The sequence below is a fragment of the Vibrio sp. 2134-1 genome (assembly GCF_033339495.1).
Window position 1 is genome coordinate 100,265 of the sequence record NZ_JAWOUS010000004.1, and the last position, 22,279, is coordinate 122,543.

20 protein-coding genes are annotated in these 22,279 nt (G+C 45.0%); 4 read left to right on the forward strand and 16 right to left on the reverse strand.

The features are described 5' to 3' along the window. Positions 1-34: 34 nt before the first annotated feature. A complete protein-coding gene (locus R7R78_RS07020) occupies positions 35-652 on the reverse strand; it encodes a YecA family protein (RefSeq protein ID WP_213885514.1) in 618 nt (205 codons plus the stop codon). A gap of 170 nt (positions 653-822) precedes the next feature. Between R7R78_RS07020 and dusC the strand changes: the two genes are divergently transcribed. Continuing rightward, positions 823-1,782 carry a tRNA dihydrouridine(16) synthase DusC gene (gene dusC / locus R7R78_RS07025; protein WP_017633856.1) on the forward strand — a complete coding sequence of 320 codons (960 nt, stop codon included), beginning with the start codon at positions 823-825 and terminating at the stop codon, positions 1,780-1,782. Between the two features lie 50 nt (positions 1,783-1,832). Here dusC and R7R78_RS07030 read toward each other — a convergent pair whose 3' ends face one another. From R7R78_RS07030 to yfbV, 6 genes are all read right to left on the reverse strand, one after another. Beyond that, on the reverse strand, positions 1,833-3,293 hold the full coding sequence (locus tag R7R78_RS07030) for a sensor domain-containing diguanylate cyclase (RefSeq protein ID WP_005387278.1): 1,461 nt from the start codon (positions 3,291-3,293) through the stop codon (positions 1,833-1,835). Between the two features lie 174 nt (positions 3,294-3,467). Then, positions 3,468-5,294, reverse strand: a complete 1,827-nt coding sequence (malZ, locus tag R7R78_RS07035; RefSeq protein WP_225473366.1) for a maltodextrin glucosidase — start codon at positions 5,292-5,294, stop codon at positions 3,468-3,470. Between the two features lie 141 nt (positions 5,295-5,435). Further along, complete coding sequence (locus R7R78_RS07040; RefSeq protein WP_005387275.1) at positions 5,436-6,230, reverse strand: ABC transporter ATP-binding protein; 795 nt, start codon at positions 6,228-6,230, stop codon at positions 5,436-5,438. Further along, positions 6,227-7,162: an ABC transporter permease gene (locus R7R78_RS07045; RefSeq protein ID WP_012841584.1), complete on the reverse strand. Its 936-nt coding sequence runs from the start codon at positions 7,160-7,162 to the stop codon at positions 6,227-6,229. The genes R7R78_RS07040 and R7R78_RS07045 overlap by 4 nt, the downstream gene beginning before the upstream one ends. Positions 7,163-7,336: 174 nt before the next feature. Continuing rightward, positions 7,337-8,302, reverse strand: a complete 966-nt coding sequence (locus tag R7R78_RS07050; protein ID WP_017633858.1) for an ABC transporter substrate-binding protein — start codon at positions 8,300-8,302, stop codon at positions 7,337-7,339. Positions 8,303-8,632: 330 nt separating this feature from the next. Beyond that, positions 8,633-9,085 carry a terminus macrodomain insulation protein YfbV gene (yfbV, locus tag R7R78_RS07055; RefSeq protein WP_005380809.1) on the reverse strand — a complete coding sequence of 151 codons (453 nt, stop codon included), beginning with the start codon at positions 9,083-9,085 and terminating at the stop codon, positions 8,633-8,635. Positions 9,086-9,432: 347 nt separating this feature from the next. Between yfbV and R7R78_RS07060 the strand changes: the two genes are divergently transcribed. The 3 genes from R7R78_RS07060 to R7R78_RS07070 all read left to right on the forward strand — a co-directional run bounded on the left by R7R78_RS07060 (position 9,433) and on the right by R7R78_RS07070 (position 13,675). Then, the gene (locus R7R78_RS07060; RefSeq protein ID WP_005380807.1) at positions 9,433-10,629 is read left to right on the forward strand and encodes an acetate kinase; all 1,197 of its coding nucleotides are present in this window, start codon (positions 9,433-9,435) and stop codon (positions 10,627-10,629) included. A 135-nt stretch (positions 10,630-10,764) separates the two neighbouring features. After that, the gene (gene pta, locus R7R78_RS07065; protein WP_136976692.1) at positions 10,765-12,909 is read left to right on the forward strand and encodes a phosphate acetyltransferase; all 2,145 of its coding nucleotides are present in this window, start codon (positions 10,765-10,767) and stop codon (positions 12,907-12,909) included. A 343-nt stretch (positions 12,910-13,252) separates the two neighbouring features. Next, positions 13,253-13,675 carry a hypothetical protein gene (locus tag R7R78_RS07070; RefSeq protein ID WP_005387269.1) on the forward strand — a complete coding sequence of 141 codons (423 nt, stop codon included), beginning with the start codon at positions 13,253-13,255 and terminating at the stop codon, positions 13,673-13,675. Between the two features lie 114 nt (positions 13,676-13,789). Here R7R78_RS07070 and R7R78_RS07075 read toward each other — a convergent pair whose 3' ends face one another. From R7R78_RS07075 to moaC, 9 genes are all read right to left on the reverse strand, one after another. After that, a complete protein-coding gene (locus R7R78_RS07075) occupies positions 13,790-14,737 on the reverse strand; it encodes a glutathione S-transferase family protein (protein WP_005387267.1) in 948 nt (315 codons plus the stop codon). A 167-nt stretch (positions 14,738-14,904) separates the two neighbouring features. Beyond that, on the reverse strand, positions 14,905-15,918 hold the full coding sequence (gene oppF, locus R7R78_RS07080) for a murein tripeptide/oligopeptide ABC transporter ATP binding protein OppF (RefSeq protein WP_005387265.1): 1,014 nt from the start codon (positions 15,916-15,918) through the stop codon (positions 14,905-14,907). Further along, complete coding sequence (locus R7R78_RS07085) at positions 15,897-16,868, reverse strand: ABC transporter ATP-binding protein (protein ID WP_225473395.1); 972 nt, start codon at positions 16,866-16,868, stop codon at positions 15,897-15,899. Before R7R78_RS07085 ends, oppF begins: the two co-directional genes overlap by 22 nt. Before the next feature lie 27 nt (positions 16,869-16,895). Further along, entirely contained in the window at positions 16,896-17,798 is a 903-nt protein-coding gene (oppC, locus tag R7R78_RS07090; RefSeq protein ID WP_017633861.1) for an oligopeptide ABC transporter permease OppC, read from the reverse strand. A 15-nt stretch (positions 17,799-17,813) separates the two neighbouring features. Then, on the reverse strand, positions 17,814-18,734 hold the full coding sequence (oppB, locus tag R7R78_RS07095; protein WP_005380786.1) for an oligopeptide ABC transporter permease OppB: 921 nt from the start codon (positions 18,732-18,734) through the stop codon (positions 17,814-17,816). 128 nt (positions 18,735-18,862) lie between these two features. Then, positions 18,863-20,539: an ABC transporter substrate-binding protein gene (locus R7R78_RS07100; protein WP_213895503.1), complete on the reverse strand. Its 1,677-nt coding sequence runs from the start codon at positions 20,537-20,539 to the stop codon at positions 18,863-18,865. 531 nt (positions 20,540-21,070) lie between these two features. Continuing rightward, a complete protein-coding gene (gene moaE, locus R7R78_RS07105; protein WP_005380781.1) occupies positions 21,071-21,526 on the reverse strand; it encodes a molybdopterin synthase catalytic subunit MoaE in 456 nt (151 codons plus the stop codon). Position 21,527: 1 nt separating this feature from the next. Next, a complete protein-coding gene (gene moaD, locus R7R78_RS07110; protein ID WP_005388938.1) occupies positions 21,528-21,785 on the reverse strand; it encodes a molybdopterin synthase sulfur carrier subunit in 258 nt (85 codons plus the stop codon). Next, positions 21,782-22,261: a cyclic pyranopterin monophosphate synthase MoaC gene (gene moaC / locus R7R78_RS07115; RefSeq protein WP_005380779.1), complete on the reverse strand. Its 480-nt coding sequence runs from the start codon at positions 22,259-22,261 to the stop codon at positions 21,782-21,784. Before moaC ends, moaD begins: the two co-directional genes overlap by 4 nt. Positions 22,262-22,279 lie beyond the last annotated feature (18 nt).

Consider the following 22,279-nt stretch of genomic DNA (forward strand, 5'->3'; position numbering starts at 1 on the left):
GCTTTTTGTTAAGTGGATAGCGCGGCGATTCGATTTAGCCGCGTGATTGACCACAGCACTGCTTGAATTTTTTTCCGCTCTCACAAGGACAGGGATCATTGCGCCCGATACCTTTGAATGGGTTTAGGCTTTGAGCTTTATTGCCTACCATCAACTCATCCGCGCCCAGCGCGACTTCACCGACCATTAAATCAAGCTGGTCGACTAAATCTGTCAGGGCCGGTGGCGTTTCAATACCTGCGTCGCGCATCTGTTGCTGCGTTGCTGGCTCATCGATAGCCAGCATCAAAGTGGTCAGTAATGCTTGCAGCATACGCTGTAATCCATCATTGAGCTCAACGTCTTGCCACTGTTCTTCAATCATTGGCCAAACAGACATAAAGCCTTCGGCAAAATCAGCAAGTTGTTCAGGTTCTTTGCCTGTTAGCTCTAGCACAGAATATTCGTTTCGTTGAATTCGGTTATGCTGCTTGTGAATTTGCTCTTCCACAGCTGGTTGAATCGCTTTGAATCCCTCACCTAATAGCGGCTCTAACCACTTTTCAGGAACGAGTGGTTTTGTCGTCAGATTCGCAGCTAACACTGCGCCTTCGATAAATAGGCAAGATTCATCGACGTGAACTTCACCTTTTTCAATCAATGTGTATTGCATGACATCTGGTTTCCCATAAATTTGGCGGCATTATACCTCAGAGCTCAAAAGCACGTAACCTAACGTTGTGTGTTTGACTGCATTGGGCGCTTCGAGTCTTTTAATGACAAACTTAACTTACATCGCTACAATCGCCCTCCTTTTTACCACCAAACTGTATTAGGCAAGCTATGCGAGTTGTACTAGGCCCAATGGAAGGCGTTTTAGATCATTTGATGCGCCAAATCCTGACCGAGATAAACGACTATGACCTGTGTGTTACGGAGTTTGTTCGCGTAATCGACCAGCTATTACCCGATCATGTGTTTCACCGTTTATGCCCAGAGCTGTTGCAAGGTTCTCAGACTGCATCTGGTGTGCCAGTACATGTGCAATTGTTGGGACAAGAACCGAACTGGATGGCTGAGAACGCAATTAAAGCGGCAAACCTTGGCGCAAGAGGCATTGATATAAACTTTGGTTGCCCAGCCAAAATGGTCAACAAAAGTAAAGGTGGAGCAGCGCTACTCCAACATCCAGAGCTCATTCACCGTGTGGTTAAAGCTTGTCGAGAAGCCGTTCCAGAAGCCATTCCCGTAACTGCAAAAATTCGTCTTGGCTGGGAGAACCCTGAAGATTGCTTTGAAATTGTCGATGCCATTCAGTCTGCTGGCGCAAATGAATTGACCGTACACGCACGTACTAAACAAGGTGGTTATAAAGCTTCTGAGATAAAATGGGATTACATCAACCAAATTCGCGAACGTTTTGATATCCCACTGATAGCGAATGGTGAAATTTGGAATTATGAAGACGGTCAACGTTGCATTGAAACGACAGGCGTTAACTCTTTGATGGTGTGCCGAGGCGCTTTCAATATCCCTAACTTAGGCAATATGGTGAAACATAACCACCAGCCAATGTCATGGCCCGAGGTGGTTGAGTTGCTCATCTATTACTCCAAGTTCGAGATGAAAGGCGATAAAGGCTTGTATTACCCAAACCGCGTAAAACAATGGTTCTCTTACTTACGTCAGGCTTATCCTGAAGCAAAAGACCTATTTAGAGAAATCAGAACGTTCAACAAAGCCGCACCAATTGTTGAGCATATTCAACGCTACCGCGATGACTTAAACTCTCAGGTTGCATAATTCCCGAACACAAAAAGGACGAATATCTCGTCCTTTTTAGTACCTAAATCCTAGTAACAAATCTTATTTTTTCCGGTACTTTTGGCTTGATATAACTTTTCATCCGCCGCTTTAAACAACTCATCAAAGTTTTCTACTCGGCTCTCTTTACTAAACACCACACCGCCAGAGATCGTAAAGCCTTCTTTCGTTACGCGTATCGAGCGCTCATCTATGGCTTTTTTTACTCTGTCTAAAATGAGTTTAATGCCTTCTGAATCTTCGTCATAAATAGCTAAAACGAACTCTTCGCCACCAAACCTTGAGGCAACATCGGTATGGCGAATATTTTCACGTATACATTTTGCAACAAGCTGAATTGCAGAATCACCGACATCATGACCATAGGTGTCGTTGATCTTCTTGAAGTTATCAATATCGAACACTGCCAAAGCAACCTGTTTTTTTGTCATCTTATTACGCCACACGGTTTGCATACCTCGACGATTCAATAAGCTGGTCATTGGGTCTCTTGCTGCCAGTTCTTTAAAGTAACGTCGCTCGCTATGCATATTCACATAGAACAAGACGACGGTACTCAGCACGTAAATAAATAGTGCGACAATAAGGCTGTATTTTTCAAAAACCGCTAGGTTCTTAGCTTCATCCCAAAGGTTGTACTCGTAGTACATGCTGTGATTCGCACTCAATCGCTCTAATTCGACTGGTTTGATTCGTGTACTGTTTGAAGGAATGGATTGTAAATTGGAAACCAAATGAAACTGACCAACAAGACCTAGCGACGAAGCCATGAGCGTATTGATGTCAAAATCAATAGACAAAACACCTTGATGTTCTCCTTTCTCATAGACGGGTACCGTCATACTAATGACTTGACCTTCCATCGAGTCCAACACAGGCCCTGGTCCAGCCAAGGTAATGTTCACTTTATCTTGCGCGGTTTTTTGCCAAAAAGGTCGGGCTTTTAGCGTTGACAAAAGCTCTCTTGTGAAATTTTTTGCGTAGGTATCGGGTGAGGAGATAACGTAACCGCGCTTGTCAATGTAATGGATTCCAACAATGTGCGATTCAATATCGTGCAGAAATGACAATGACGGCGCAAAACCCGCCTTTTGTTCAGCTAACTGGTTAATCGTTGAACCTTGCTGACATAAGCTTTCGTCCCCTACGATCATATAATCAAGGTCAACCGCAGGTAACCCTTCACTATAAACACTTTCGAGTAATAACACATCTATAGGCCAAAGATAACAAAGCCCTTCTTTGACTAAAGAATTATGTTCTTCAAACAGTGGGTTAGCGTAATTGGTATAGTTGGTGAAGCTGTAATCTAAAGCCGTGAGTACTTTAATACCGCGAGACATTGCACGCTCGATACGCGAATACTCAGAATCGATATAGCGGTTAACCGCATCATAGTAATTTTTCGTTGTCACGAGTAAAACCACTACAAATAACGCCAGAGGAAAAAAGATGACAAATGAGAGGCTAAATCGCCTTTGGTTTACCATTGAGTACCATACATATGAAAGGTCAATAGTCTCTTATGACTGCTATTAAATTGATACTCGTTATCTGGTGACGCATGCAATGCAGCACCAGATAACAAGAGACCAAACAAATGTGTGCGCGCTGTTTGAGACCGTTTATATATTAAAGGAGTTTAATCAATATAGAGTGTGGTGTCACTTTAGTCGCCATAATTTGCAGCTCTGTGCAGACATATTGACAGAGATATGACCTTTATAATCAACCTGTTCTGTGTCATCTAACAACGATACAACTTGGCTAACCTCCAAGCCCAGTTGCCACATAGGTAAATCGATTGAACATTCATTACCACTGAGATTAATCATAACAACGACTGCTTCACGACCTAGTACACGTGCGTACGCCAACTGGTTGTTAGTGCAATGCAGCCATTGAATACAGCCCGACTGTAAAGGCTTACATTGTTTACGTATCTTGATCCATTGTTGGTAAAGCGATAGCCATTGTGAACTTTCGATTTCATTCCAAGGAAAACAGCGACGATTATCCGGGTCTAGACCTCCTTCTAGACCGACTTCACTCCCGTAGTAAAGACAAGGCGTGCCAACGTAAGTCATAAGCATTGCTAGCGCGATGTTCATTTTACGCTTATCACCATCAACCAGTGTGATAAACCGAGCAGTATCGTGACTATCGAGTTGATTTAGCTGCGATAGCTGATTAGAAAATGGGATTTTTGCTCTGGCTTCGTCCAACCATGCTTTAAACTCCAAACCATCAATGTTGATTGGATCGTACATAATGTCTTGTCGTGCGATAAAAGCTCGAACTGGATGAGCAAAACCGTAGTAGTTCATCGCCCCATCCTCTTGATCACCTTGCAACCACTGCGTTGCTTCAAAAAAGTGCTCACCTAACACATAAGCATTCGGGTTTACTGACTTAGTCGCATTACGAAACGCTGCCACATAATGAGCATTGTTTTTCGCGCCGTCTCCTTCGCCAAGCATATGGATTACATCAAACCGCCAGCCATCAACCAAGTACGGTGGCTTCAGCCAATACTTGATGACAGACTCTTCACTTTGGTAGATGTAGTCGCGCACCTGTTCATTTTCAAAGTTCAGAACCGGTAAGTTACCAATGCCTTTCCAACCAATGTAGTGATTGGTTTCGCCTTCGAAAAAGTAGTAATCACGGAACTTTGACTGCGGATTGCCATACGCTCCTTCTCCTTTTTGTTCTATATCAAACCAAGGATGATGCACTGATGTGTGGTTAAACACCGCGTCTAAGACAATCTTCATATTCTTACCACGGATTTTCTCACACAGTTCAGCAAACTGATCATTGGTGCCGAACATAGGGTCAACAGTGAAGTAATCGGTGGTGTCGTATTTATGATTACTTGGTGAAGAAAAGATCGGATTAAAATAAAGCGCAGTAACGCCGAGCTGTTCAAGATAGTCCAACTTTTGTTCTACACCTTTGAGGTCGCCGCCAAAGAATTCACGTGCCCCGGTATTTTGGTGAGAACCTACCGCGTCTCCCCACGCCTTGACGAACGAGGCAGAATCATACTGAGCATAAGCGTGGCGAATATCAGACTCACTTTTACTAGCAGAAAAACGGTCAGGAAAGATTTGATAGAAAACTTGCTCTTGGACCCAGCTTGGTGGTTGATGCTCTACATTCAACTTAAAGTGGAACTCTTTGGGTGGAATACGCTTTTGTACGCCTCGTGCATCGAGCCAGTATTGTTGTCCGTCTTTGAGGAGCTTAAACACATAATGTGTGACATCTCGATCTTGATTTGGTCGAAACAATGCCTCCCATAGTAATAATTCACCAGCCGTTCCTACTTGAGCCATGTCGACCAGATATTCTTCATTGTCCGGCTCAATACGCACATAGACGGAATCAAAATCCAATGTCTCGGTTTTCAGTCTGACTGTAACTTGCTCGTCATTAAAAGCTAAACCATCAATAGTTTGACTATGAAAAATAAATGGCAGGTTCATTATGGGCACTCCTCGTCATCGGATATGCCACTATGTTATTGAAGAATTAGAGACAAGAAATCCTCCTTGCGAGTTGACATATCAGCCAATTTTCTCAAGGAGGATCACACTTAGTAGGCGTAGTGACTTGTCGGATACCGCTTAGTTCAACAAGAGACTGTCATCTGCCAGCTCTTCACCACGCACTTTGGAGAACATATCCAACAAGTCTGGTACCTGCATGTTAGCGCGCTGCTCTCCAGCCACATCAAGCACAATTTCACCTTGGTGAAGCATTACGGTCCTATCGCCACATGCTAATGCGTCTTTCATCGAATGCGTCACCATCATCACGGTTAAATCGAACTCATCGACAATACGTTTAGTTAAGTCGATAACAAACGCCGCCATACGAGGATCAAGCGCAGCCGTGTGTTCATCAAGCAACAACAACTTACTCTCCGATAACGTCGCCATCACAAGGCTAACGGCTTGTCGTTGTCCACCAGACAGCAACCCAATGCTATCGCCCAAGCGGTCTTCTAAACCAAGACCGAGGATGCTAATTCGCTCTTGGAACAGCTTGCGACGTTTGGTAGAGAGCGCCAACCCCCAGCTGCGTTTTTTACCACGCATGTGCGCTAGAGCCATGTTCTCTTCTATCGTCAGTTCACCACAAGTCCCGGCCAATGGATCTTGAAACACTCGGGCGCATTGCGTCGCACGTTGGGCAACCGTCTGCTTGGTGACGTCTTTGCCATCAATGATCACCTGACCACCTATCATCGGCGTCTCACCTGTCACCGCACCAAGCAACGTCGATTTTCCTGCGCCATTAGAACCAATCACGGTAAGAAATTGATGCTCTGGAACCTCTAAAGAGACGCCTTTCAATGCACGATTTTCCAAAATCGTCCCAGGGTTGAACGTGACCTGAATATTATTTAGTTCGATCATAATGCCTCCCCAGAACCATTTTTTGATGCCGCTTGTTTAGCATCAGTAACGCGTTGTTTCGCTCTCATGCTCTGTTTTAGCTTTGGAGCAATAAGCGCCACAGCCACCAATACTGCGGTAACAAGGTTGAGGTCTGAAGCTTGTAAACCAAACATGCCAGAGCTCAAAGCGAAAGCCACTGCAAGGCGATAAAGTACCGAACCGATGATGACCGCAAATACCGCAACCCAAATCTTGCGCCCGGGAATAAGGGTCTGCCCCAAAATCACAGCTGCCAAACCAACGACAATGGTGCCCACGCCAGAGGTCACATCCGCAAAGCTGTTCGTTTGTGCAAACAACGCGCCTGCGAATCCCACAAACCCGTTGGATAAAGCCAAGCCAAAGTAGGTATAAAAGCCAGTGCTCGCCCCTTGCGCAGAAACCATACGCGCATTCACACCCGTGGCTCGTAAACCAAGACCAAAGTCGCTGTTCAGCAGGCGAATGACAAAGAAAGCGGAAAGAAGAACTAAGACCCCAACAACCAGAGGGCGAATAAACATCGCATCGCCCAATGCTTCAAACGGAGTGAGAATAGTATCCTCTCCAAGCAACGCCATATTAGGTTTGCCCATAATACGAATATTAATTGAAAATGCAGCGATCATGGTAAGAATGGAAGCTAACAGGTGTAAAATACCACACCGAACAGCCAGAAAAGCGGTTACCCACCCCGTCATACTACCAGCTATCATCGCCATTATTGTCGCAAGCCAAGGATTAATACCTGCGACAATCGCCGTTGCAGCCACCGCAGCTCCCATTGGAAAGCTGCCATCCACACTCAAATCGGGGAAATCGAGAACACGGAACGTAAGATACACACCCAGAGCGACTAGGCCATAAATCAAGCCAATTTCGAGTGCGCCAAAAAAAGCAAATGCAGACATAACTGCTCCTTTCTGCATGCTCAGGCTGGCTAATACCAACCTGAACGTAAGACTTCTAACGTATACTCCCCTTCTTCTCTAGCAGAATGCTCTACACGAGAAATCCGGCGAGTATCAATTTTGGGGCAAGCGTCTACCAACCAACGTGACGGTCTTTACCCCAAAAAGCGTTACTTATTGCATGCTTGTCGCACGTTCAACCACAGAACTTGGCAGCTTGATACCGAGCTTAGATGCTGCGCTTTCATTAATTACAAGGTCAGAGCCCGTCGCGACTTTTACATCCAGCTTGCCTGGTTCTTGACCATCAAGAATCGCCGCCACGTAATCCGCGGTTTGTACACCAACCTGGTAGTAGTCAAAACCTAAGCCTGCAATAGCACCCTTTTCGACATACGACGTCGCGCCACCAAATACAGGTTTCTTCGCTTGATTCGCTGCCACAATCATCCCTTCAATCGCACTTGCAACTGTATTGTCTGTTGGGGCGTAAAGAATGTCTGATTTCGCTGCAATCGCTTGAGTCGCAGACTGAACATCAGCACTTTTTAGTGCGGTCGCTTCAACCACTTGTATGCCTTTTGCTTTTGCGCTTTCTTTTAGTAATTCAACTAAAGTCACGGCATTAGCTTCACCGGGATTAAATACAACCCCGATGCTTTTCACCTGAGGAAGAATTTCTTGGATGAGATCGACATGCTGAGCAACGGGTGAAAGATCAGACAGGCCAGTTACGTTTTTGCCTGGTTGTTCCATCGACTTAACCAATTTCGCACCAACCGGATCTGTTACCGCAGTAAAGACAACAGGAATAGAGCGAGTAGCCGACACCAAAGCTTGTGCCGAAGGTGTCGCGATGCCAACTAACACATCAGGATTTTCGCCGACGTACTGACGGGCAATTTGCACCGCAATCGCTGGATTACCCTGTGCGGTCTTATAATCAAATTCTAGATTTTTGCCTTCTTCGTAGCCTTTCGCTTTCAAACCATCAAGTAACCCTTGGCGCGTCGCGTCTAACGCCGGGTGTTCGACAATCTGTGAAACTGCGACAGTTGCAGTGGCGGCCAGTACATTGGTAGAAGAGAAAATAGCAGTAGCTGATAGAACGGCAGTGGCTAATAAACGTTTCGTTTTCATCATAACTCCTTGATGTGACTTCGTCCTTGTTTCACGAGCTTTCAATATGTGTATCGACTCGTGAATTCAAATGTTTGAAGGCGGTATTGTTGTGTTCATATAACTGTGCACTTCTTGCGCATCTTGTTTTTATTATTACTACTAAGTCTTAGTAAAGAAAAGAAAGATTTAACACTAAAGCAACATTTGTGATCGGGGGGACTTCTTCATCCGGAAAGAATCTTTGGTAAACAAAGCTTCGCTCGCTTCATCAACGACCGTCAAAGTAGGTAATAGAGGCAGGATCAAAAATGGAGCGGCCAGTGCACACTCCATTTCAAACAATTTAAATTAGAACCAACGCTCTAATGACGATTTATCGAGCTGGCGAAACGCTCGGTTCAGTATTATCGCAAGCTCTTTGTAACGAGGGCGAGCTTTGACAGGCTCTAATGCAAAACCTGTTTCCACAATTTTTTGATGCAACTCCCGATACCAAGAGGCCAAAGAAGGCGGCAATTTCGTGTTGGATCGAGCACCAAGCCACCAAATGCCTTGAAGTGGCAAGCTAATCGCAAACAAGGCGACAACAATGGATTGAGGTAACGCGTGGTAATTGTTGAATGCCATTTGAGTGAGTACGCTGATCGCAGCAACGGCCGGCATGACTTTAATGCCAAAGCGAGTCGCCTTAATGATACGCTGTTCCGGAAATATGGCGCTTAGCTCTTTACGAACCGGCCAGATCTCCATGTAATTCTGGCCATCTTTCAGGCTATGGATCAATCCGACTTTATTACTCATACCGCTCTCTCACTAAAAAATAGTTGAACATTTCAACTGAAGGTACAAAAAATTGATGAAAGTTAATATTCTTTCAAATTTTTTTTGTTATCATTGCTTATTATCGCTATCCTTTGCAGACCCTCAATCTCATTGTTGCTGTTATTTACAATTTAAGCAACTCCGAGATATCTATCTGCACGGATCGCATCATAGTGATGGAAGGGTTCATCACTATTTCTTTATATGGAATTAGAACAATTTTTGACCAGGATTAGTACGCAGCCTTCTGGGTATCGGCTATTCTTGTGATTAATTTTTCATTCTTTAACTGATTTTTTTATCAGACGAATAACAGGTAGTCATACATGTCTAAGCTAGTTTTAGTTTTAAACTGCGGTAGTTCTTCTCTTAAATTTGCCGTTGTTGATGCCGAAAACGGCGACGAGCACTTGTCAGGTCTTGCTGAGTGTCTTCACCTTCCTGAAGCTCGCATCAAGTGGAAACTTGATGGCAAGCACGAAGCTCAACTAGGCAATGGTGCAGCTCACGAAGAAGCACTAGCGTTTATGGTAGAAACTATTCTTGCTTCTAAGCCAGAGCTTAAAGCTAACCTAGGCGCAATCGGTCACCGTATCGTTCACGGCGGCGAGCAGTTCACTCAATCTGCACTAATTACTGATGAAGTTCTAAAAGGTATTCAAGACGCTGCAACATTTGCACCTCTTCATAACCCTGCTCACATCATCGGTATCGAAGCGGCTAAGAAAAACTTCCCAGAGCTGAAAAACGTTGCTGTATTTGACACTGCGTTCCACCAAACTATGCCTGAAGAGTCTTACCTATACGCTCTTCCATACAACCTATACAAAGAACACGGTATCCGTCGTTACGGCATGCACGGTACTTCTCACTTGTTCATCACTCGTGAAGTTGCAGGCCTACTAAACAAACCAGTTGAAGAAGTAAACATCATCAACTGTCACCTAGGTAACGGCGCATCTGTATGTGCGATCAAGAACGGTCAATCTGTAGACACTTCTATGGGTCTTACTCCACTTGAAGGTCTGGTAATGGGTACTCGCTGTGGCGACATCGACCCTGCTATCGTCTTCCACCTACACGACGCTCTAGGTTACTCTGTTGATCAAATCAACACGATGCTAACTAAAGAGTCTGGTCTTCAAGGTCTAACTGAAGTGACTTCTGACTGTCGTTTCGTTGAAGACAACTACGGTCAAAAAGAAGAAGCAACACGCGCAATGGACGTGTTCTGCCACCGTCTAGCTAAATACGTTGCTGGCTACACTGCTTCAATGGAAGGCCGTCTAGACGCAATCACTTTCACTGGCGGTATCGGCGAGAACTCTGGCCCTATCCGTGAAATGGTTCTAAACCGTCTTGGCATCTTCGGTATCGAAGTAGATAGCGAAGCTAACCTTAAAGCTCGCTTCGGCGGCGAAGGCGTTATCACGACTGAAAACAGCCGTATCCCTGCAATGGTTATCTCTACTAACGAAGAGCTAGTCATCGCTGAAGACACTGCTCGCCTGACAGGTCTTTAATTGAATTCCTGGCTAGCCACTCGGCTAGCCAGTTTTCATTCAAACGAATTTCTTAGGGGCTCAACTCCTATTCTTCGAGCTTCATGGAATAAGAGTTGAGCTTTTATCCCCCAAATAGCTAAAGGTACTCTACGAATGTCTCGTACTATTATGCTTATCCCTACTAGCGCAGGCGTTGGCCTAACAAGCGTTAGCATGGGTGTTCTCCGCGCTATGGAGCGTAAAGGCGTTAAAGTTTCTTTCTACAAGCCAATCTGTCAGCCACGTTCAGGTGGTGATCAGCCAGATCTGACTTCAACTATCGTTGGTCGTAACAGCGATATGAAGATCGGTGAACCAATGGCGATGTCTGTTGCTGAAAGCCTAATCGGTAACGACAACATGGACGAGCTGCTAGAAACCGTTGTTGAACGTTACAACCAAATCAACAAAGACGCAGACGTTACGCTAATCGAAGGTCTTGTACCTACTCGTAAGCACCCATTTGCAAACCAAGTAAACGCGGAAATCGCGGCAACACTTGGTGCAGAAATCGTGCTAGTTGCGACTCCAGGTACTGATAACCCTGCGCAACTGAAAGAGCGTATCGAAGTAGCATGTTCTAACTTCGGCGGCACTAAAAACAAAAACATCTCTGGTGTTATCATCAACAAGCTAAACGCTCCTGTTGACGAAGCTGGCCGTACTCGCCCTGACCTATCTGAAATCTTTGACGATGCAGACAGCGCGAAACAAAACGAATTGAAAGTGATGGAGATTTTCAACACTTCTCCAATTCGTGTACTAGGTTGTGTGCCATGGAGCATTGATCTGATTGCGACTCGTGCAATCGACATGGCTAAACACCTGAACGCAGATATCATCAACGAAGGTGACATCAACACTCGTCGCATCAAGAGCATCACTTTCTGTGCACGTTCTCTGCCAAACATGATTGAGCACTTCAAACCGGGCTCTCTACTTGTTACTTCTGCAGACCGTCCTGATGTTATCGTTGCTGCTTCTCTTGCTGCAATGAACGGTGTGGATATTGGTGCTGTACTGCTAACTGGCGGTTACGATATCCCTAGCGAAATCGAAGGCCTATGTAAACCAGCATTCGACACTGGTCTACCTATCTTCAAAGCACAAGGTAACACTTGGCAAACGTCTCTAAACCTACAGAGCTTCAGCATCGAAGTACCTGCAGACGATAAAGAGCGTATCGAGTTCATCAACGAACACGTTGCTGGCCACATCGACGGTAACTGGATCGAGTCTATGACTGAAGGCACTCAGAAGTCTCGTCGTCTAAGCCCACCAGCGTTCCGTTACCAGCTAACTGAACTTGCTCGTAAAGCAGGTAAGCGTATCGTTCTTCCAGAAGGTGACGAACCACGCACAGTTAAAGCAGCGGCAATCTGTGCTGAACGCGGCATTGCAGACTGTGTACTTCTAGGTAACCCAGATGAAATCCGTCGCGTAGCAGCTCAACAAGGCGTTGAGCTAGGTACTGGTGTAACCATCATCGATGCAGATGCTGTTCGTGAAAACTACGTTGCTCGCCTAGTTGAGTTGCGCGGTGCGAAAGGCATGACTGAAGTTGTGGCTCGTGAGAAGCTACAAGATTCAGTATTCCTAGGCACAATGATGCTTGAGAACAACGAAGTTGACGGCCTAGTTTCTGGTGCTGTTCACACTACGGCGAACACTATCGTTCCTCCGTTCCAAATCATCAAGACGGCACCAAATGCGTCTATCGTATCTTCAGTATTCTTCATGCTTCTGCCTGATCAGGTACTGGTTTACGGTGACTGTGCAATCAACCCAGATCCAACTGCTGAACAGCTTGCTGAAATCGCTATCCAATCTGCTGACTCTGCAGCAGCATTCGGTATCGAACCACGCGTTGCAATGATCTCTTACTCTACTGGTGAATCTGGTAAGGGTGCAGACGTTGATAAAGTACGTGAAGCTACAAAACTGGCTCAAGAGAAACGTCCTGATCTTATCATTGACGGTCCTCTACAGTACGACGCTGCTATTATGGAAAACGTTGCTGCTTCTAAAGCACCAAACTCTCCAGTTGCAGGTAAAGCGACAGTATTTGTATTCCCAGACCTAAATACGGGTAACACAACTTACAAAGCGGTACAACGTTCAGCTGACCTAGTATCTATCGGTCCAATGCTGCAAGGTATGCGTAAGCCTGTAAACGACTTGTCTCGTGGAGCGCTAGTAGACGACATCGTGTACACCATCGCTCTAACAGCTATCCAAGCAGACCAAGAAGCTAAATAATCGCTTCTGACATCTAGTTAGATATAGATACAAAGCCCTCGATTCGTCGAGGGCTTTTTCTATTGCTGGCCAGAACACTTATTTGTTTTTTATACCAATCACTGCACAACCTATAATTACTGGTGCGCAAAGCTTTTCTCCCTATCGCCCCACCACACCTAATCGACAATGCTCGCGCTTGTTCTTACACCGATTGACCCATTCCCCAAAATACATTGGCTCCAAGGCAGCACGGCCCCTGTTCAATTTATCGGCATTATTTACGTTTTAGCTAAACTTTTTTGCTAGGAAATACGTAAAAGCTACTGCAATGCACAAACTCATTGACTGCTAAGGAATATATATGAAGGATTTCATCAATACATCACTGATTAAGTTTGGTTTAGCTGCGTTTCTGATTAGTTTTTCTTCATTCAGCTTTTCCGCCTCGAGTATTAAAGGCGTCGATCAAGATATGTCCGGAGGAACGGTGACCGCTGAAATGGCTCATGCTGATGACAATGGGTGGATGGTTGTCCACCGAACAGACGAATCAATGAAGCCTGGTCCTGTTATCGGCTACGCTCCGTTAAAAATGGGAAAGAATGAAAACGTAAATGCAATTTTGATGGAACCAGTAGAATCAGGCGATATGCTGATGTTAATGGTCCACGGAGAGAAAGGTGGCATGAAGACTGGTGTGTTTGAGTATACGCTCGGCGCTAAAGAGGACGGTCCTGTAAAAGTGGACGGAAAGCTAGTGATGGACATCGTACGCGCTAAGTAAGGTGGCGATGAATGAAAAAGTAAACTTCCTACTCCCGGTATTTAGATGACACAAAAGTACTTAACGGCATTGCTAACCGTTAAGTACTTTTTCATTTGCAATGGAAGCAGCAAACTAGCCAATCCTTTCTCTTCCATGAGGAGTATTTAGGTCTAAATCAGGCCCTTTTGGTACAACTTGCGTCGGATTAATCCCAGTGTGGCTGAAGTAGTAGTGGCGTTTAATGTGATAGAAATCCGTCGTTTCTTCGACGCCTTCGACTTGATATAACTCTTTTAAGTAGCCTTGTATATTTTCGTAGTCTGCGATGCGCTGCTTGTTACACTTGAAATGCCCCACATACACCGCATCAAAACGAATAAGAGTCGTAAACAAACGCCAATCAGCCTCAGTAATTGTGTTCCCTGCTAAGTAACGATGCGTCGCTAAGTGAGCATCGATTTTATCTAACGCATTAAACAAAGAATCAAACGCTTCTTCATACGCCTCTTGTGTAGTCGCGAAGCCACAACGATACACTCCGTTGTTGACATTTGGATAAACAAAATCGTTCCACTCATCAATAACGTGTTTTAGATGATCTGGATAATAGTCGTCGTGATTCCCTGTTAACGCATTGAATTCCGAATTGAACATGCGAATGATCTCTGACGACTCGTTTGACACAATAGTATTGGTCTTTTTATCCCAAAGTACAGGCACGGTTACGCGGCCCGTGTAATCGGGTTTGGCCTGCGTGTAAATTTGATACATGCGCGTGTGACCAAACAATGGCTCAGGAAGCCCCATTTGCCAACCTTGGCTGAGCATATCAGGGCAAACGACCGTGACATCAATATGTGGTTCTAAACCTTTCAGCTTGCGGAAAATGAGGGTTCGATGTGCCCACGGACAAGCAAGAGAGACATACAAATGGTATCGACCGGACTCTGGTGTAAACTCCGCATCAGGGTCGTTTTTAACCCAGTTACGGAATCCGGCATCTTCGCGCACAAATTTGCCACCATTTGATTTTGTGTCATACCAGACATCTTGCCAAACACCTTCAACCAACTTACCCATGATTGCTCTCCTCTCGTTCTGTTTGTGTCTATATTAGCGTTTCCTATCAAACAGAGAATCATCGAACTTAGGACATCATGTTCAAGAAATTCGAATGTATAAATCAGACACATAAAAAAAGCGCGACCCGATGAAGGTGTCGCGCTTAAGCCCGTCACAGGCTGAATTTATACACTAACGTGTAAACAAGATACCGCGTGAACGTCATTACCTAAAATGGTTGGCTTTGTCTTCGCACACTCTTCGGTTGCTTGTGGGCAACGAGTGCGGAATACACAACCCGACGGTGGGTTGATAGGTGAAGGAAGATCACCCTCTAGCATTTGGATTTTCTTATTGCGCTCAATATCCGGGTCCGGGATCGGAACCGCAGACATCAGCGCACGCGTATATGGGTGCTTAGGATCAGCAAACAGAGCCTCGGCCTCGCCAAGTTCCACGGCATTACCTAAATACATAACTAAAACGCGATCTGAAATGTGTTTAACGACAGACAAGTCATGCGCAATGAATACCAGAGAAAGCCCTAACTCTTTTTGAATCTCTTTAAGCAGGTTAACAACCTGAGCTTGAATAGATACATCAAGCGCCGATACTGGCTCGTCACAAATGATCATCTTAGGCTTAAGGATAAGCGCACGCGCTATCCCGATACGCTGACACTGACCACCCGAGAACTCGTGTGGGTAACGGTTAATCACGTTAGGTAATAGGCCAACTTTCGCCATCATCTCTTTAACGCGATCTTTCACTTCCTGCTTAGACAGTTCTGGATAGAATGTCTCAAGAGGTTCAGCAATAATATCACCAACAGTCATACGCGGATTCAGCGATGCCAATGGGTCTTGGAAAATCATCTGAATTTCTTTACGCGTCTCACGGCGCTGAACGCTTTTCATTTTAGTAAGGTCTTGACCCAACCAAACTACTTGGCCGTCAGTAGCTTCAACCAGACCAATGATGGCACGAGCAAACGTCGATTTACCACAACCTGATTCACCTACTACACCAAGCGTTTCCCCTTCGTATAGTCGAACGTTCACGCCATCTACCGCTTTCAGGCTCGAAGGCTTTGACCACGGCCATGCCGACTTTGAGGCAATGCTGAAGTGAACTTTCAGCTCAGAAATGTCCAGAATTAGTTTTTTGTCTACTGCGTTCATTTGTTCCAAGCCTCCCATTCAGAAAAACATGCACGCTGACGACCATCACCAAATGGTGTCAGAATTGGCGCCTCGCGCTTACAACGATCCATCACACGGTGACAGCGCTCTTGATAAGGGCAGCCCGGCGGTAGACGAAGCAAGTTTGGTGGATTACCAGGAATGGTCGGCAGAATTTCACCCTCAGTATCGAGGCGAGGAATCGCCTTCAGCAGACCCTCCGCATAAGGATGGCTTGGATTGTAGAAAATTTCGTTTACGTTGCCGTACTCCATGGTACGGCCTGCATACATCACCAGCACCTTGTCACACGAACCTGCAACCACACCAAGGTCGTGCGTGATCATGATGATCGCTGTGTTGAACTCAGATTTCAGCTCATTCAACAAGTCCATGATCTGTGCTTGTACCGTCACATCAAGTGCTGTTGTTGGCTCATCGGCAATAAGCAGTTTAGGACGACATAACAACGCCATCGCGATCATTACACGCTGACGCATACCGCCTGAAAACTCATGCGGGTACATCGTGATACGCTTACGCGCTTCAGGGATTTTTACCGCTTCCAGCATGCGTACTGATTCTTCAAATGCTTCCGCTTTGCCCATGCCTTTGTGCAGCATAAGCACTTCCATCAACTGATCACTCACTTTCATGTAAGGGTTCAGTGATGTCATTGGGTCTTGGAAGATCATTGCGATCTGTTCCGCACGCACTTTGTTCAGTTCTTTTTCTGGTAAGTTTAGGATTTCTTTGCCTTCAAACTTTGCGCTACCAGAAATAATACCGTTCTTAGCCAAAAGGCCCATGATTGCGAATACGGTTTGAGATTTACCTGATCCCGACTCTCCAACGATACCTAAGGTTTCGCCTTTGTTGAGAGAGAAGTTCAAATCGTTTACTGCGGTTACGATACCATCTTGCGTGGTGAATTCGACGCGCAGATCTTTGACATCTAATAAGCTCATCATTGCTTCCTTAATCTTATCTTTTAATTATCTGTCTTTTGGATCCAGCGCATCGCGCAGGCCGTCACCAACGTAGTTGAAGCAGAATAGCGTCACAACCATGAACACTGCTGGGAATGCCAGCTGCCAGATTGCTACTTCCATTGTCTGTGCACCTTCTTGTAGAAGAGCGCCCCAACTTGTCATTGGTTCCTGAACACCAAGACCAAGGAATGATAGGAATGATTCCGTTAGAATCATACTCGGGATAAGCAGCGTAGAGTATACCGCTACAATACCCAGTACGTTCGGTACGATATGACGAGTAATGATTTTCCAGTTGCTTACACCACACACATGTGCCGCTTCGATAAACTCCTTGCTACGTAGACTAAGAGTCTGACCACGTACGATACGCGCCATATCTAGCCATGCGATAGCACCAATCGCAACGAAGATCAGCATGATGTTACGACCGAAGAATGTTACCAGTACAATCACCAGGAACATAAACGGTACCGCGTATAAAATTTCTAGAATACGCATCATTACGCGGTCAACTTTACCGCCGATGAAACCAGATGCTGCGCCGTAGAGCGTACCAATCAGTACCGCTACAAATGCACCCATAACACCTACCATCAACGAAATACGACCTCCAATTAGCGTACGCACGTATAAATCACGGCCTAAGCTGTCAGTACCAAACCAATGGTCAGCATTCGGTGCAACGTGCATCGCGTACCAGTCAGTATCATCAAATGTGTACGGTGCGATCATTGGCAGGATAATAACCGCCAACGTCATTAGAACAAGAAGGAATAAGCTCACCATCGCCGCTTTGTTGCGCATGAAACGGATACGAGCATCTTGCCAAAGACTGCGACCTTCAATCTCCAAGTTTTCGGAGAATTTCTCAATCGCTTCTAGGTTTTCTTTTTTCGTTAACATAACCAAACGTCCCTGTTAGTAGCGAATTTTCGGGTCAATCATTGCAAGTAAAATATCTACAATCGCGTTGAATAGAATGAATAGGAAACCAATCAGAATGGTTACCCCCATTACTAGCGAGTAGTCACGGTTAAATGCAGCGTTAACGAATAGTTTACCAATACCAGGCAGACCAAAAATGGTTTCGATAACAACGGAGCCGGTGATGATACCTACGAAAGCTGGCCCCATGTAAGAAACAACAGGGAGAAGTGCCGGCTTCAGAGCGTGTTTGATAATGATGTAACGGTAACTTAGACCTTTAGCACGTGCCGTACGAATAAAGTTACTGTTTAGGGTTTCGATCATCGAACCACGCGTGATACGAGCAAAGGTAGCAACATACAGTAGCGACATACCAATAACAGGAAGCACTAAATACTGCCAGCTACCATCTTGCCAACCGCCCGCAGGGAAGATATTCCAGTGAAGCGAGAATATGTAGATAAGCGCAGGCGCCAATACAAAGGATGGCATTACGACACCAAGCATCGCAGTCGACATAATGGTGTAATCAATCCAAGTATTTTGCTTGAGCGCAGCAATGGTACCGACGGTAACCCCCATTATCAAAGTAAAGATAAAGGCGATGAAGCCCACTTTAGCCGAAACAGGTAAGGCAACCGCGATCAGCTCGTTTACTGAGTAATCAAGGTATTTAAATGACGGTCCGAAATCACCTTGGATAACATTGGTCAAATACGTGGTGTATTGTTCAAATACAGGTTTATCCAAGCCATATTTAGCTTCGATATTTGCCATTACTTCGGGTGGCAATGGACGCTCTGTCGAGAAAGGGTTTCCCGGTGCAAAGCGCATAAGAAAGAAAGATACGGTGATCAAAACCAACATTGTTGGGATCGCCTCAAATATCCTTTTTGCGATGAATTTAAGCATAAACTCACTCTTTCAGTCTGTGACAGTTAAATTAAAGAAGTCGTCCAATTCTTTTGGACTAAAGATAGGCGCTACATGCAATTTCTCACATGTAGGGCCTCATTTTTATAGTTCTATCGAGTTACGAATTACTCTGTGATGTAGAGATCTTTAGAGTAAATCTTGTCTTCCGCGTTATTTACTGGGAAGCCACCAACTTTCGGTGATAGTAGACGTGATTTCACGTACTGGTAGATAGGTGCGATTGGCATATCTTTTGCCATCAACTTCTCTGCTTCTAGGTAAAGTGCTTGGCGCTCTTCGTCAGAAGTTGAAGCAAATGCTTTGTTCATGATCGCATCGTACTCTTTGCTGTCGTAGTGAATACCACCAGTAGTGTTATTACTCATCATCAGCGTTAGGAAAGATGAAGCTTCGTTGTAGTCGCCACACCAACCTGCACGAGCAACCTCAAAGTTGCCAGAATCTTTGGTAGATAGGTAAGTTTTCCACTCTTGGTTTTCTAGCGTAACGTCTAGACCAAGTGTCTTCTTCCACATTGAACCCAGTGCAACCGCAAGTTTCTTGTGGTTCTCTGATGTATTGTATAGAAGGTTAAATTCAAGAGGGTTGTCTACGCCGTAACCCGCTTCTTCCAATAGACGCGCAGCTTCTGCGTTACGCTCTTCTTGCGTCATTTTGCCGTATGCAGGAATTTCTGGGTTGAAACCTGCCGTAATTTCAGGTGTTAGGAAGTAAGCTGGCTTTTGACCTTGACCTAAAATCGCATCGGTCACAATGTTACGGTCAATCGCATAAGAAATCGCTTTACGCACACGAACATCATCAAACGGCTTTTTCTTCGTATTGAAGATGTAGTAGTAAGTACATAAGTTACCGGTTACAGACACTTCTTGTGGGTGCTCTTTCTTCAGACGCTTGAAGTGCTCTGTAGGCAGCTCGTTCGTGAAGTCGATTTCACCCGCTAGGAAGCGGTTCATTTCCGCTACTTGGTTCTCGATTGGTAGGAAAGTAACTTGGTCAAGCGTCGTGTTTTCGTTGTCCCAGTACTGTTCGTTACGTTTTAGAACCAAACGCTCGTTTACAACCCAGTTGTCAACAACATAAGCACCGTTACCTACAAAGTTCTCTGGCTTCGTCCATTGATCGCCGAACTTTTCAACAGTTGCTTGATGAACAGGTTTCACTGTCGTGTGGCCCATCATCATTACAAAATATGGTACTGCAGTATCTAACTCAACCACTAACGTGTGATCGTCAACCGCTTTAACACCTAACTCGCTCTTATCTTTTTTACCCGCAACAATGTCTTTTGCGTTCTTCATCTTGGTGTATTCCATGTACCAAGCATATGGAGAGGCGGTTGCTGGATCGACTGCACGTTGGAAGCTGTAAACGAAATCACCTGCAGTGACAGGATCACCGTTTGACCATTTTGCGTCTTCACGTAAGTGGAAAGTGTATGTTTTGTTGTCTTCAGTTTCCCAAGATTCTGCAACACCAGGGATAGTGTTACCGTCCGCATCTTGGTTTACAAGGCCTTCAAGAAGATCGCGAATCACGTGGGATTCTGGAACACCTTGAGATTTATGAGGGTCTATTGTCGCAACTTCTGTACCGTTACCACGCACCAATTCTTGAACAGCAGCAAGTTTTGGCTCTTTAGAATCAGATTTAGCTTCAGGGGCTGGAGCCGGAGCAGGCTCAGCAGCTTGTTTCTCCGCAGGCTTTTCACCACAACCAGCTAGAGCGAGAGAAAGACCAGCACCAATAAATAAAGCGCGCGTGATTTTATTCTTATACATGCGTAAAACTCCAAATTTTTTCGTTAGCATCCATGACTTCTTTGTAAGGGCCTGGAACGGTCAGAGTTTTAGATTTTTTTAGTGCACTTTCTGAGCACAAAAGTCTAAAACCTTACAAAGACTGCGGCACACATTAGCAATCATTGAAGTAATTTGCCATAAAAATGTAGCAAAAAAACCAATAATGCTGACTAAACCACACATATCTAGCAGTAAACTCTAACCCCAAAGCATTCACCAGCCAAATAAAGACCAGAAGCGACATTTAACAGGCGAAACTTTCGATTAATCTGAGTTTAAACCATTTACTAGCATCTTATGCTAGATATTTACACATCATTTAACATTTATGACAAATCAAGTCTAACAAATAATTGTTTATATATTGGGCAAAAAACTTTTATTGTGAAGAATATCACCAGACAAAAGATAGGAAATATTGAAACAAAGTGAGCAATACAATGAAGATAAATACAAAAAAAGCTAAGTACCATTAGCACTTAGCTTTTTTCACTAGAATGCGGGTTAGTTCTATTTTTCCCAACGCTGTGCAGCTTGATGATCGGTGTCGCGCGACTCAATCCAACGATCTTCATTCGTCGTACGCTCTTTTTTCCAAAATGGTGCTTGGGTTTTCAGATAATCCATGATGAACTCGCACGCATCAAATGCCGCGCCGCGGTGCGCACTGGAAACGCCCACAAATACAATTTGATCACCGCTATCCATGTCTCCGACACGATGAATCACGCGTACACCTAATAGTGGCCAGCGAGACTCTGCTTGATCGCAAATGTCGCTCAAGCTCTTCTCTGTCATCCCCGGATAGTGCTCTAGATGTAAACCAATGACATTATCCCCAAGGTTCATATCTCGAACTTTACCAACGAATGTAACGACAGCGCCGGCAGCCGTCCCTTCAGATAGACGTTGATATTCTTGCTCAACCGAAAAGTCTTCAATTTGTACAGATACACGAGAATCCATCTTAACCCCCAGTTACCGGCGGGAAAAACGCAACTTCGTCACCTGCTTTTACTTGTGTATCCAGAGGGACGATGGATTGGTTCACTGCAGCAAGTAGCTTTCCTGGCTCGAGCGCTAAATCCCACTTGCCATCTTTCTTAGTGCCTTCTTCCACTAGATGTGCACGAATGGATTCCACCGTTTCAAACGGCCCGTCTAACTCGACACTGTCGATGCCAATCAGCTCTCGAGTTTGAGCAAAGAAAAGTACTTTAATCATGATTCCACCTTAAAGTGACCAGATTTACCACCCGTTTTCTCTAGTAGACGAACTTGACCAATGACCATGTCTTTTTGTACTGCTTTACACATATCGTAAATCGTTAGAGCAGCAACGGAAGCTGCCGTGAGCGCTTCCATTTCCACACCAGTTTTACCCGCAAGTTTACATACTGATTCGATGCGAACTTTGTTTTCTGCTTCGATAGCTTCCAGTTGAACTTCAACTTTAGAGAGTAGTAGCGGATGACAAAGTGGAATCAAATCCCAGGTTTTCTTCGCAGCTTGAATACCAGCAATACGAGCCGTCGCAAATACATCACCTTTGTGGTGCTGGCCAGAGACAATCAGTTGAAGTGTTTCTGGGGCCATGTGAACAAATGCTTCAGCACGAGCTTCACGAACCGTCTCCGTTTTTGCTGACACGTCAACCATGTTTGCTTCGCCAGAAGCATTGATATGTGTAAATTGGGTCATTGTTTTTCCTTCGCTTTT

Coding starts and splice junctions, on each gene's coding strand:
- moaC (WP_005380779.1), bottom strand. CDS start 22,261: ATGACCCAATTTACACATATCAATGCTTCTGGCGAAGCAAACATGGTT.
- R7R78_RS07030 (WP_005387278.1), bottom strand. CDS start 3,293: ATGGTAAACCAAAGGCGATTTAGCCTCTCATTTGTCATCTTTTTTCCT.
- R7R78_RS07045 (WP_012841584.1), bottom strand. CDS start 7,162: ATGTCTGCATTTGCTTTTTTTGGCGCACTCGAAATTGGCTTGATTTAT.
- oppF (WP_005387265.1), bottom strand. CDS start 15,918: ATGGGAGGCTTGGAACAAATGAACGCAGTAGACAAAAAACTAATTCTG.
- R7R78_RS07070 (WP_005387269.1), top strand. CDS start 13,253: ATGAAGGATTTCATCAATACATCACTGATTAAGTTTGGTTTAGCTGCG.
- oppB (WP_005380786.1), bottom strand. CDS start 18,734: ATGCTTAAATTCATCGCAAAAAGGATATTTGAGGCGATCCCAACAATG.
- dusC (WP_017633856.1), top strand. CDS start 823: ATGCGAGTTGTACTAGGCCCAATGGAAGGCGTTTTAGATCATTTGATG.
- R7R78_RS07085 (WP_225473395.1), bottom strand. CDS start 16,868: ATGAGCTTATTAGATGTCAAAGATCTGCGCGTCGAATTCACCACGCAA.
- R7R78_RS07050 (WP_017633858.1), bottom strand. CDS start 8,302: ATGAAAACGAAACGTTTATTAGCCACTGCCGTTCTATCAGCTACTGCT.
- yfbV (WP_005380809.1), bottom strand. CDS start 9,085: ATGAGTAATAAAGTCGGATTGATCCATAGCCTGAAAGATGGCCAGAAT.
- R7R78_RS07075 (WP_005387267.1), bottom strand. CDS start 14,737: ATGGGTAAGTTGGTTGAAGGTGTTTGGCAAGATGTCTGGTATGACACA.
- R7R78_RS07020 (WP_213885514.1), bottom strand. CDS start 652: ATGCAATACACATTGATTGAAAAAGGTGAAGTTCACGTCGATGAATCT.
- R7R78_RS07100 (WP_213895503.1), bottom strand. CDS start 20,539: ATGTATAAGAATAAAATCACGCGCGCTTTATTTATTGGTGCTGGTCTT.
- pta (WP_136976692.1), top strand. CDS start 10,765: ATGTCTCGTACTATTATGCTTATCCCTACTAGCGCAGGCGTTGGCCTA.
- R7R78_RS07040 (WP_005387275.1), bottom strand. CDS start 6,230: ATGATCGAACTAAATAATATTCAGGTCACGTTCAACCCTGGGACGATT.
- moaE (WP_005380781.1), bottom strand. CDS start 21,526: ATGGATTCTCGTGTATCTGTACAAATTGAAGACTTTTCGGTTGAGCAA.
- moaD (WP_005388938.1), bottom strand. CDS start 21,785: ATGATTAAAGTACTTTTCTTTGCTCAAACTCGAGAGCTGATTGGCATC.
- malZ (WP_225473366.1), bottom strand. CDS start 5,294: ATGAACCTGCCATTTATTTTTCATAGTCAAACTATTGATGGTTTAGCT.
- oppC (WP_017633861.1), bottom strand. CDS start 17,798: ATGTTAACGAAAAAAGAAAACCTAGAAGCGATTGAGAAATTCTCCGAA.
- R7R78_RS07060 (WP_005380807.1), top strand. CDS start 9,433: ATGTCTAAGCTAGTTTTAGTTTTAAACTGCGGTAGTTCTTCTCTTAAA.